Source organism: Pseudomonas sp. lyk4-TYG-107, from assembly GCF_030209055.1.
In the GTDB taxonomy this organism is placed as follows: Bacteria; Pseudomonadota; Gammaproteobacteria; order Pseudomonadales; family Pseudomonadaceae; genus Aquipseudomonas; species Aquipseudomonas putida_A.
The window spans coordinates 249,541-262,781 of sequence record NZ_JARVST010000004.1 but is presented as its reverse complement, the minus strand read 5'-3'; the positions used below and the strand labels follow the sequence as shown (position 1 = coordinate 262,781).

General features: G+C 63.8%; 1 protein-coding gene. It reads right to left on the bottom strand.

Going from position 1 to position 13,241, the window contains the following annotated elements; genetic code table 11:
• Positions 1 to 100: 100 nt before the first annotated feature.
• Positions 101 to 13,099, bottom strand: coding sequence for a non-ribosomal peptide synthetase (locus tag QRN61_RS05175; protein WP_285373367.1), 12,999 nt, complete (start codon positions 13,097 to 13,099; stop codon positions 101 to 103).
• Between the last annotated feature and the right edge of the window lie 142 nt (positions 13,100 to 13,241).

Here is a 13,241-nt window from a genome sequence, read left to right as displayed (position 1 = left end):
CAATCGCGAGCAGGCTCGCTCCCACAGGGGATCTGTGATCGACACAAAACCCATGTGGGAGCGAGCCTGCTCGCGAAGGGGCCGGTACAGACGCCGAAGATTACAAGCCCTCCAGCTCCGCCATCAGATCATTCAAGCGATCCACCTTGTCCTCTGTCATATCACCGGACGCCAGGCCTTCGATGTACTCGGCCAGTTCCTGCACCGTGCTGCACTCGAACATCGCCCGCAGCGGCACATCGCGTTGCAGGGTTTTCTGCACCCGCGAGGCGATCTGCGTGGCCAGCAACGAATGCCCGCCCAGTTCGAAGAAGTTGTCGCGCACGCCGACCTTGTCGACCTTGAGCACTTCGGCCCAGATGTCGGCCAGGGTCTGCTCCAGTTCGTTGCGCGGGGCCAGGTAATCCTCGCTCTGCAACTGGCCGATCTCCAGCGCCGGCAAGGCCTTGCGGTCGAGTTTGCCGTTGGCGTTGTGCGGCAGCTGATCGAGCCACAACCAGTGCAGCGGCACCATGTATTCCGGCAGTTCGCTGCGCAGGCGTTGCTTGATCCGCTCCAGACGTTCGCTCGGGTTGAGCGCCGAATCCGCCGCGACCAGATAGCCGACCAGGTGCTTGCCATTCACGCCTTCCTGCACGCCGACCGCCGCATCGCGGACTTCCGGTTGTTCGTGCAGACGCGCTTCGATTTCACCCAGTTCGATCCGGTAACCGCGAATCTTCACCTGATGGTCGACCCGGCCAACGTACTCCAGCACCCCGTCACTGCGCCGCCGCGCGAGGTCACCGGTGCGATACAGACGCTCGCCCGGCGCGCCGAACGGGTTCGGCACAAACACTGGCGCAGTGCGCAGCGGATCGCTGACGTAACCGCGACCGACGCCGGTCCCGGCCACGCACAACTCGCCCACCGCGCCCAGCGGCACCAGTTCCAGCGCGCCATCGACCAGGTACAGCAAGTTGTTGTCGGTCGGCGTACCGATCGGCAAATAGCTGCCACGAGTCGAAGCCATGTCCACACGGAAGAACGCCACGTCATCGGAGCATTCCGCCGGGCCGTAAGCGTTGACCAGACCGATGTCCGGGTAACGCAGCAGCCATTGGTTCGCCAGTTCCGGCGGCATCGCTTCGCCGGTCGGCAGCATCCAGCGCAGACCGTCGAGGCTCAGGCGCTCGGAGGCGAGCATGCCCTGAATCAGCGACGGCACGCTCTCCAGCACGGTAATGCCCTGCGCCTGCACATGCACCAGCAGACCCTGCGGATCGTGGGCGATGCTGTTCGGCACGATGTCCACCCGCGCCCCGAACAGCGGCGCGGCGAGGAACTGCCAGACCGAAATATCGAAGCTTTGCGAAGCGGTCTGCGCGATCACGTCGGCGTCCGTCAGTTGCAGGTACGGCACCTTGCTCAACTGGTTGTTGAGCATGCCGCGCTGCTCGACCATCACGCCTTTCGGCAACCCGGTCGAACCCGAGGTGTAGATCACGTAGGCCAGGTTGTCTGGGCCACTGTAGATTCCCGGGTTCTGCAGCGATGTCGCCAGCGCCTGCACTTCTTCCCAGACCAACAGCCGTGGACGGTTGGCGCAGCTGAATTCATCGAGCAAAGTCTGCGCCTGTTGGCGGCAGGCTTCGCTGCACACCAGCACTGGCGTGCGGCTCAGCTCGATGATCCGCTGCAGACGCTGGCTCGGCAGGCCCGGATCCAGCGGCAGGTAACCGGCACCGGCCTTGAAGCTGCCGATGATCATCCCCAGCAGATCGAGATTACGCTCGGCCAGCAACGCCACCGGTTGATCCATCTGCACCCCGGCCGCAACCAGTGCATGGCCGAGACGGTTGGCGTTCTGGTTCAGCTCGGCATAGCTCAGTTGCTGATCAAGGCAAGTGGCGGCAATGCGTTGCGGATGTTGAGCGACCTGCGCTTCGAACAGCGCCACGTAGCTCTGCTCCAGCGGATAATCGTGCGCGCTCTGGTTGCAGCCGTGCAGCAGGAATTCCTGCTCATCAAAGCCCAGCAGCGGCAGGTCAGCCATGTCGCCATGGAAGCCATCGACCAGTGCCAGCAGCAGGCGCTTGAACTCGCCGAGCATGCGCTCGATGGTCGATTCGTCGAAATAACGCTGGTCATACGACAGATGCAGACCGAGGTCATCGCCCGGGTAGCACACCGCCGTCAGCGGGAAGTTGGTGTGGGTACGACCGGAGTCCGATGTCGCGTTGAGGCTCTGTGCACGGTCCAGCACCGAGACTTCCACCGGCGCGTTCTCGAACACGAACAGACTGTCGAACAGCGGTTGGCCTTTCGGCAATTCGCTCTGCTCCTGGATGTTCACCAGCGGCAGGTATTCGTACTCGCGCAGCTGCATGTTGCTGTCGAGCAGAGCGCTCAACCACTGGCGCACACTGGCACGGTGATCGTCCGCCGGTATCTGCACCCGCAGCGCAATGCTGTTGATGAACAGGCCGACGGTGCGTTGCATCTCCGGCATTTCCACCGGGCGCCCGGCCACGGTGACGCCGAACAGCACGTCGCGATCACCGCTCAGGCGGCGCAATACCAGAGCCCATGCCGCTTGAGCGAAGGTGTTGATGGTCAGTTGATGGGCCTGGGCCAGCTCACGCAGACGGGCGCCATCCTCAACGTTGAGACGGGTATAGCGGTCACCGACGATCATGCCACCGCTTTCGCCGGCGTGTTCGCGCAGGAACGGTCGGTCGCTCGGGATCGGCGTGGTGCGTTCGAAACCTTGCAGGTTCTGCTGCCACCACTGACGTGCCTCGGCCAGGCTCTGGCGTTGCAGCCAGCCGATGTAGTCGCGGTAACGCGGCGGCACCGACAACTGTGCTTCGCGACCTTCACCGAGGGCGGTGTAAATCTCGAAGAAATCGTTCATCAGCAGCGAACGGCACCAGGCATCGATGAGGATGTGGTGGTTACTCATCATGAACCAGTAACGCGCCATGCCGACCTTGATCAGGCGCAGGTGGAACGGTGCCTGATTGAGCAGATCGAACCCGGCCTCACGCTCGCTTTTCAGCAGCGCTTGCAGCTTCGGTTCTTGCTCGTCCTCGGCGATGGCGCTCCAGTCCAGGTACTCGATCGGCGTACGACCCGGGGTGTGGATCACTTGCAGCATGTCCTCGCCGACGTTCCAGCAGAACGATGCACGCAGCGCTTCATGACGGGCGACCACCGCTTGCCAGGCTTGGGCGAAACGCTCGGGATCGAGCTCGCTGTTGATACGGTAGCGATCCTGCATGTAGTACAGACCGGTGCCCGGTTCGAGCAAGGTGTGCAGCAACATGCCTTCCTGCATCGGCGTCAGCGGGTAGACATCTTCGATCTGCGCCGCCGGCACCGGCAGTGCATCGAGTTGCGCCTGGGTCAGTTTCGCCAGCGGGAAGTCCGACGGCGTCAGGCCACCGGCCGTGTCTTGCAGGCAATGTTCGATCAGGCTTTGCAGCTCGCCGAGGTAGGCGTCGGCCAGATCGTTGATGGTTTGCGCCTCGTAGCGCTCGCCACTGAAAGTCCAGCGCAGCAGCAGTTCGCCGCCGTACACCTGACTGTCGATGCTCAACTCGTTGGGCAACGGCGCTTGCGGATCGTGGGCCGCACCGACCGGCTCGTCCAATGGACGGAACAGCGCATCGCTGGCGAAACTCTGGTCGAACTGGCCGAGGTAGTTGAAGGTCACCGGAGCATTCGGCAACGCCGCCATGCTGCGCTGACTGAGGTCATCGGCCAGATAACGCAACACGCCATAACCGAGGCCTTTGTGCGGCACGGCGCGCAGTTGCTCCTTAATCGCCTTGATCGAAGCGCCCTGCCCGGCGGCCTCTTCGATGTTATGCGGGGTCAGGCGTAATGGATAAGCGCTGGTGAACCAGCCAACGGTGCGGGTCAGGTCGATCTCGTCGAACAGCGTTTCGCGGCCGTGGCCTTCCAGGTGAATCAATGCCGACGGCTGCCCGCTCCAGCGGCACAGCACGCGGGCCAGCGCGGTCAGCAGCAGGTCGTTGACCTGCGTGCGGTAGGCCCGCGGCGCCAGTTGCAGCAGTTGTTGGGTACGCTCGGCATCCAGGCGCACGCTGACGGTTTGCGCGTGACGATTCTGCTGTCCGCCCTGCGGGTTTTCGCACGGCAGATCGGCGTTCGATCCGGCCAGTTGGGTTTGCCACCAGTTCAGTTCTTCACGCAGTGATTCGCTGCCGGCATAGGCCTGCAAACGTGCAGCCCAGTCTTTGAAGGCACTGGTTTTTGCCGGCAGTTTTACCGACTGTTCGGCGTCGAGCTGGCGATACACGGTTTGCAGGTCGTCGAGCAATACGCGCCACGACACACCGTCGACCACCAGGTGATGGATCGCAATAAACAGGCGTTGCTGCCCTTCGGGACCATCGACCAGCAAGGCGCGCAGCAGCGGGCCGTTCTGCAGATCGAGACTGCGCTGGGCATCGGCGAACAGTGCTGCGCACTGGTCCATCGCCGCCACCCGCACCTGCCACAAAACGGCGGCATCGGAGACCGGTTGATGAGTGGCGTGCCACTGATCGTTGGCCTCGGTGAAGCGCAGACGCAAGGCGTCGTGCTGTTCGATCACTGCCAGCAGCGCCTGCTCCAGACGATGCGGTTCCAGCGCCACGCTCGGCTCCAGCAGCAGCGCCTGGTTCCAGTGCTGACGCTCAGGAATATCAGTGTCGAAGAACCAGTGTTGAATCGGCGTCATGGCCGATTCACCGACCACCAGTCCCTGCTCGGCAGTGACTTGCTCGCTGCGGCTGGCGACAGCGGCCAGGGTCTGCACCGTCTGATGCTGAAACAGGTCACGCGGGCTGAAATGAATGCCCTGCTGCCGCGCCCGGCTGACCACTTGAATCGACAGGATCGAGTCGCCGCCGAGTTCGAAGAAGTTGTCGTTGAGACCGACCTGCTCGACGTTGAGCACCTCGCACCAGATCTGTGCCAGGGTCTGCTCCAGCTCATTGCTCGGGGCGACATAGTGCTGACGGTTCAACTCCGGATCCGGTGCCGGCAACGCGCGGCGGTCGAGTTTGCCGTTGGCGGTCAGCGGCATGCTCGCCAGCAGGATCAGGTGCGTCGGCACCATGTAGTCCGGCAGTTGCGCCTTGAGGTGCGACTTCAGGGCTTCACGCAGTGAAGCTTGTTGCGCTTCGCCCTGCTCGGCAACTTCGCTGACCAGGTAGCCCACCAGTTGCTTGCCGCTCGGCGCATCCAGCGCCAGCACCACCGCTTCGCGGATCGAGTGGTGATCGAGCAGTCGGGTTTCGATCTCACCCAGCTCGATGCGGAAACCACGGATTTTCACCTGATGGTCGATCCGGCCCAGGTATTCCACCAGACCATCGGCGCGCTGGCGCACCAGATCGCCGGTGCGGTACATGCGCCCGCCATCGGCGGCAAACGGGTCTGCCACGAAACGCTCGGCGCTGATGCCCGGACGGTCGTGATAGCCCTGCGCCAGACCGGGGCCGCCGACGAACAATTCACCGGTCGCGCCTTGCGGCACCAACGCCAGATCGGCGTCGAGAATGTACGCCACGCGGTCACCGATCACGCTGCCGATCGGCACGCTGCCGGCGCCCTCTTCAAGCACTTCCGGGGCGAGACTGGCGAGCGGCATGACCACGGTTTCGGTCGGGCCATAGGCGTTGAAGAACAGACTCGGTTTGAACGCGGCGCGAATCCGTTGCAGGTGTTCGCCGGTCAGCGCTTCGCCGCCGGTGATGATCATCCGCACCGGCAGAACCTGGTTTTGCGTGGCGAGGAACTGCGCCAGCTGGCTGCCGTAGCTCGGGGTGAAGCCGAGCACATTGATCCGGTGGGTGCGGATCAACCCGCAGATTTCTTCCGCATCCCACTGCCCTTGCGCTCGCAGCACCACCTGCGCGCCGCTGAGCAACGGCACCAGCAGACGCTCGGTGGCGGCGTCGAAGTTGATCGAATAGAAGTGCAGCTCGTAGTCGTCGGGGCGCATGCCGAAACGTTCGATCACGGCCTGGCAATGCATGGCGATTTCACCGTGGGACACCACCACGCCTTTCGGCTTGCCGGTCGAACCCGAGGTGTAAATCAGATAGGCCTGATGCTGCGGCAGGCTGATAAAGGGCAGCTCAGTGGCCGGGTAATCCACCAGCGCCGCGCTGTCATCTTCCAGGCACCAGCGCGCCACGCTCGACGGCAAATCGCCGAGGGCGTTGAACATCGCGCGGTCACTGAGCAGCAGACCGATGCGGCTGTCTTCGATCATGTAGTGCAGGCGATCGAGCGGGTATTCCGGGTCCAGCGGCACATAGGCGCCGCCGGCCTTGAGGATCGCCAGCAGGCCGACGACCATTTCCAGCGAACGCTCCAGCGCCAGACCAACCCGCACTTGCGGGCCGACCCCACGCTCACGCAGGGCCCAGGCCAGACGATTGGCGCGAGCGTCGAGTTCGGCGTAGCTCAGGGTCTGGCCGGCGAAGGTCAGGGCCGGGGCATCTTTGCGCGCCAGCGCCTGCTCGGCGAACAGATGATGGATGCATTGATCGAGACGACGTTCGCCCGGTTCGACACCGAGGCTGTCGAGCAGCTGCTGTTGTTCAGTCGGGTCGAGCAGCGGCAATTGGCTCAGACGCTGTTGCGGATCGGCGATCAACGCTTCCAGCAGGTTGCGCCAATGCTGGGCCATGCGTGCGATGGTCGGTTCATCGAACAGATCGGTGCTGTAGGTCAGGCAGCAACCGAGGCGATGGTCGAGGTCGGTGACTTCCAGGTTGAGGTCGAACTTGGTCGCCCGCGCATCGTTGGCCAGGTACTCGACGGTCATCCCGGCGAGCATGCGGCTCTGCTGGAATTCCCAGCGCTGCACGTTGCACATCACCTGGAACAACGGGTTGTACGCCGCGCTGCGTGGTGGTTGCAGCGCTTCGACCAGATGATCGAACGGCAGATCCTGATGCGACTGGCCCTCGATCACCGTGTGGCGCACTTGCTCGAACAGTTCGCCGACCGACATCTGGCCGTCGAGCTGGCAACGCAGCACCTGAGTGTTGAGGAATGCACCGATCAGCCCTTCGCTTTCCGGACGAATCCGGTTGGCCACCGGCGCGCCGATGCGCAGGTCGGTCTGGCCGCTGTAGCGGTAGAGCAAGGTGGCGAGCGCAGCGGTCATGGTCATGAACAGGGTCAGACCGTTTTGCGCATTGAACGCACGGACGCGGGCGGCAAGATCGTCGCTCAGGTCGAAACGGAACAGCTCGCCCTGGTGGCTTTGCACCGGTGGCCGCGGACGGTCGCCGGGCAGTTCCAGCAGCGGATGTTCGCGACCGAGTTGCGCGGTCCAGTAGTCGAGCTGGCGCTGACGCTCACCTGACTCCAGCCACTGCCGTTGCCAGACGCTGTAATCGAGGTACTGCACCGGCAACGCTTCAAGCGGCGAATCGCGCTCATCGACAAAGGCTTCGTACAGCGCGCTGAGCTCGCGGGCAAAAATATCCATCGCCCAGCCTTCGGTGACGATGTGGTGCAAGGTCAGCACGAAGTAGTGTTCGTGCTCGTCGGTCTTCACCAGACAGGCGCGCAGCAGCGGACCGCCTTCCAGATCGAACGGCAGATGCGCTTCGTCATCGGCCAGTTGCTGGACCTGCTGTTCACGCTGGTCAGCCGGCAGTTTCGAGAAATCTTTCCAGCCCATGCGCACGCCGGTCTCGGCATGCACCTGCTGACGGGCCACGCCATCGACGCTCGGGAACGTAGTGCGCAGGGTTTCGTGGCGCAGGATCAACGCCTGCAAGGCTGCCTCGAAATGCTCGACGTGCAACACGCCGCGCAGGCGCGCCATGCCGCCGACGTTGTACGCCGGGCTGTCCGGCTCCATCTGCCAGAGGAACCACATGCGCTGTTGCGAGTACGACAACGGCACCGCTTGGCTGCGATCGACTTTGGCAATCGGCGGCTGTTTGTTGGTCTGGCCGCTGGCCTGGATCAGGCGGATCTGCTCGGCAAAATCGCCGAGTTCACTGTGCTCGAACAAGGCGCGCAACGGCAGTTCGACGTCACAGGCCTGACGGCTGCGCGAGATGATTTGTGTGGCCAGCAACGAGTGCCCGCCGAGGGCGAAGAAGTCGTCGCGCAGACCGATCCGTGGCAGACCCAACACTTCGCGCCAGATCGCGGCGATCTGTTGTTCCAGCTCTGTGACCGGTTCGACGTGTTCACGCACTTGCCACTGCGGCTCTGGCAAGGCGCGACGGTCGAGCTTGCCGCTCGGGCTCAGGGGCATTACGTCCAGGCGCATCAGTTGCGCCGGGACCATGTATTCCGGCAGCTCGGCGGCCAGCGCAGTTTTCAGGCGGACGATCTGCGCGTGCTGATCTTCGCTGGCATCGACAGCGGTGAAGTAGCCGATCAGTTGCGCGCCGGCTGCGGTTTCACGCACCAGCACCACCGCTTGGGCGACGCCGTCCTGGGCCAGCAGCCGCGCTTCGATTTCTTCCGGCTCAACGCGGAAACCCCGCAGCTTGACCTGCTGATCGAGGCGCCCGAGGTATTCGATCACACCGTCGGCGGTCCAGCGTGCACGGTCACCGGTGCGATACAGCCGTACGCCCTGCTCGCCCAGTGGATCGACCACGAAACGTTCGGCAGTCAGTGCCGGACGACCAAGGTAACCCCGGGCCAGACCGATGCCGCTGATGCACAGCTCACCCGGCACACCGGCCGGCACGGGGTTGAGATCAGCATCGAGAATGCGGCAAATCACGTTGCCCAGCGGCCGGCCAATTGGCGAACGCTCACCGTCGTCCGTGGTGCAGTGCCAGTGGGTGACGTTGATCGCGGTTTCGGTCGGGCCGTAACGGTTGTGCAGTTGCACCGCCGGCAGCTGCGCCAGCACGCGGTTGCGCAGTTCCGCCGGCAGCGCTTCACCGCCGGAGAACACCCGGCGCAGGCTGGTGCATTCGGCGCTCAGCGGTTCGTCGATGAACAGCGAAAGCAGCGGCGGCACGAAGTGCAGCGTGGTCACACCGTATTTCTGCACCAGTTGCGCGATGCGATGCGGGTCGCGGTGTTCACCGGGGTCGGCGATCAGCAGACGCGCGCCAGTGATCAGCGGCCAGAAGCACTCCCACACCGACACGTCGAAACTGATCGGCGCCTTTTGCATCAACACGTCGCTGTCGTTCAGGCGATAGCTGTTCTGCATCCATTGCAGACGTTCGGCCAATGCAGCGTGGGTGTTGCCGACGCCCTTCGGTTGACCAGTGGAGCCGGAGGTATAAATCACGTAGGCGAGGTTGTCGCCGTGCAGGTGCAGACCCGGTGCCTGGCTCGGCCAGTTTTCCAGGTGCAACGCGTCCATGGCGATCACGCTGACGCCGTCACTGGCCGGCAAGCGGTCGAGCAATGCGGTCTGGGTCAGCAGCAGTTCGACGCCGCTGTCGCTAAGCATGTAAGCCAAGCGCTCGGCCGGATAATCCGGATCCAGCGGCACATAGGCGCCACCGGCCTTGATGATCGCCAGCAGGCCGATCAGCAGTTGCGGCGAACGCTCGGCGGCAATCGCCACGCACACGTCCGGGCCGACACCTTTGTCGCGCAGATAGTGCGCGAGGCGGTTGGCCTGGGCGTGCAATTCGGCAAAATCGAGACTGCCGCCGTCCCACACCAGCGCGGTGCGCTCCGGGGTCCGCCGCGCCTGTTCGTTGAGCAGCTCCGGCAGCCATTGCTGCGCCGGGGTGCACGGGGCGACGCTCCACGCTTGTTGCTGTTCCTGCTCGCACGGAGTCAGCAATGGCAGGTCGCCGATCACCTGTTGCGGTTGTTCGCAGACGGCGCGCAGCAGATTGCTGAAGTGTTCGGCCAGACGCTCGATGGTCGCCGCGTCGAACAGTTCATCGGCGTAGTCGAAGGACAAGGTCAGTCGCCCGTTGCGATCCTCTTCACTGTGCAGTTGCAGGTCGAACTTGGCCTCGCGGCTGTGCCACGGCAACTCTTCGGCGAGCAGGCCCGGCAGGCGTTTGAGCGCACTCAAGTCGCGTTGCTGGTGGTTGAACATGACCTGGAACAGACCTTGTTCGCGAGCCTGCGGGAACGCTTCGAGCAGTTGTTCGAACGGCAGATCCTGATGGGCCTGCGCACCCAGTGCAGCCTCGCGGGTCTGCGCCAGCAACTCGACAAACGATAGCCGCGAATCAACCTCGGCACGCAGCACCTGAGTGTTGATGAAGAAGCCGATCAAGCCCTGGGTTTCCAGGCGCGGACGGTTGGCGTTGGGGATGCCGATGCGGATATCGCGCTGACCGCTGTAGCGGTGCAGCAGGCTCTGGAACGCCGAAAGCAACAGCATGAACGGCGTCGATTGATGCGCCTGCGCGGTCTGCTTGATCGCATCACTGAGGCTGACGCCGAGGCGCACGCTGTGGCGCGCGGCGCTGTGCAATTGTCTGGCTGAACGCGGGTGGTCGGTGGCCAGTTCCAGCACCGGATGTTCGTCGCCCAGTTGCGCTTTCCAGTACGCCAGTTGTCGCTCGCCCTCACCTTGCGCCAGCCACTGGCGCTGCCAACTGCCGTAGTCGGCGTATTGGGTGGGCAGCGGCGCGAGTTCGGCGCGCTGGCCTTGGGATGCCGCAGCGTACAGGCGCGAGAATTCGTCGATCAGCACGTTCAGCGACCAGCCGTCGGCGATGATGTGATGCAGCGTCACCAGAAGCTGATGATCTTCATCGTCGAGGCGTACGAGTGTCACCCACAGCAGCGGGCCTTTTTCCAGATCGAACTGAGTGCGCGCCTCGTCCTCGCGGATCTGTTGCGCACGGGCTTCACGCTCGTGCGCCGGCAAGCCGCTGATGTCGATCAGTTGCAGATTGAATTCAGGTGCGGCGTCGACTTGTTGCAGCGCCACACCGTCACGCTCGAAGAAGCGCGTGCGCAGCGATTCGTGGCGCTCGATCAGTTGCTGGAAGCTGGCGCGCAACGCGTCTTCGTCCAGTTCGCCGCGCAGACGCAGGGCGCCGGGGATGTTGTAGGCGCTGCTGTGCGGGTCGAGTTGCCAGGTGATCCACAGTCGGTTTTGCGCCAGCGATTGCGGCAGTGCTTGCGTGCGCGACAACGCAGTGATTGCGCCTTGGGCGCTGCCGCCGTCCTGTTGCTGTTGCGCGACCGCAGCGGCGAATGCGGACAGGATCGGCGCTTCGAACAGCAGACGCAGATTCAACTCCAGCGCCAGCTCTTCGCGTACCCGGGCGATCACTTGCGTGGCGGCAATCGAGTTGCCGCCGAGCAGGAAGAAGTGGTCGTCGGCGTTGACCTGTTTGAGGTTGAGTTGCTCGGCCCAGATCTTGCCGATCAGGGCTTCCAGCTCGGAAGCTGCCAGGGTCGATTCGCTACTTTGCAGCTCGGCGGAGGGGAACACCGCGTAGCTGTCGAGGCTGCCATCGGCCAGACGATTGCGGCACGCCGAGCGTTGCAGCTTGCCGCTGGACGTCTTCGGCAGCGCACCGGGGTTGAGCAGCACCACCACGCTCGGTGCCTCTTGATAGGCCTCGGCCACCGCTTGGCGAATAGCTTTGATCAGCGCTTCGGGCGGCAGGATTTTCTGCACGCTGCGGCTGATTTCTGCGGCGATGCCAATGCCTTCTTCACCGTCTTGAGTGACCGCGAATGCCGCGACGCGACCTTTGCGCACCACCTCCACTTCGTTCTCGACGGTCTTCTCGATGTCCTGCGGATAGAGGTTGTGGCCACGCACGATCAGCATGTCTTTCAGGCGACCAGTGATGAACAGTTCACCGTCGCGGATGAAGCCCAGGTCGCCCGTACGCAGCCAGGTGCGGCCGGCGTGCTGAACGAAGGTTTTGGCGCTGGCCTCGGGGTTGCGCCAGTAGCCGTGGGCGATGCTCGGGCCGGCGGCCCAGACTTCGCCGACCGCATTGTCATTGAGTTCTTGCAGACTGCTCGGCTCGACGATCAGCACCGCATGTTCAGGCTGGCTGATGCCGCAACTCATGATCGGGCTGCCGTCGCCCGGCTCGGCGCGGTTTTGCGCCAGTGCCTGATCATCGACGCGCAGCGCAGGAATGCCGGTGCCCCGTGGTGTGCCGGCGACGAACAGGGTCGCCTCGGCCAGACCATAGGAGGCCATGAAGCTGTCTTCGCTGAAGCCGCACGGGGTGAACTTCTCGGCGAAGCGCTCAAGGGTATCGAGACGGATCGGTTCGGAGCCGGAATAGGCCACGCGCCAGCGGCTCAGGTCGAGGCGCTCCAGCGCCGATTCGCTGACCCGCTCGCTGCACAAACGATAGGCGAAATCCGGCCCGCCGCTGATGGTGCCGCCGTATTGGCTGATCGCTTCGAGCCAGCGCAACGGGCGACCGAGGAAGTAAGCCGGCGACATCAGGATGCACGGCACGCCGCTGAAAATCGGTTGCAGCAGGCCGCCGATCAGGCCCATGTCGTGGTACAGCGGCAGCCAGCTGACGATCACATCGTCAGGGTTCACATCGATGCCAAAACCGTGGCGAATCAGCAGCTCGTTGGCCACCAGATTACCGTGGCTGACCTGCACGCCTTTGGGCAGCGCGGTGGAGCCGGAGGTGTATTGCAGGAAGGCGATGTGGTCTTGCGGCAGAGCCGGTTCGACCCAGCGCTCGGCCAGGGCGTTGTCGAGGGTATCGACGCACAGCAACGGCGGCGCGCCGTCGATTTGCTGCAAGGCATCGCGCACGTCGGCACTGGTCAGCAACAGACGCGGTTCGGCGTCGGCAATGATCGACAGCAGGCGTTCCTGATGATGACGACGGGCGGACTCCGGCGGATAGGCCGGCACTGCGATCACCCCTGCGTACAGGCAACCGAAAAACGCCGCGACGTAATCTGCGCCACTTGGAAACAGCAGCACCGCGCGATCACCGAACTCAGCCTGGGCCTGCAGCGCGGCAGCAATGGTGCGCGCGCGCTGATCGAGTTCGCGGTAACTGAGCACCACGCCCTGCTCCTCGGTTTCGGCGAGAAAGCGCAGGGCCAGGCGATCCGGCGTCTGTGCCGCACGGCGCTGGAGGGCTTGGACCAGAGTGCTGGGGAGTTCGAACGCGTCGGTCATGAGGTTTCCTGCCTGAATTCGGCTTGCTAAGTGGAATCGGGTTGCTGCGTCACGCCGATCGAGGGCGTGCAGGGCGCGGTCTGTGCCGACCGCGCAAGGCATCGGAATGCTGTCTGGCCGGGGCTCGGTACCCGGAACCATT

Excerpts from the sequence above, each read along its gene's own strand:
- QRN61_RS05175 (WP_285373367.1), bottom strand. The coding sequence starts at position 13,099 with ATGACCGACGCGTTCGAACTCCCCAGCACTCTGGTCCAAGCCCTCCAG.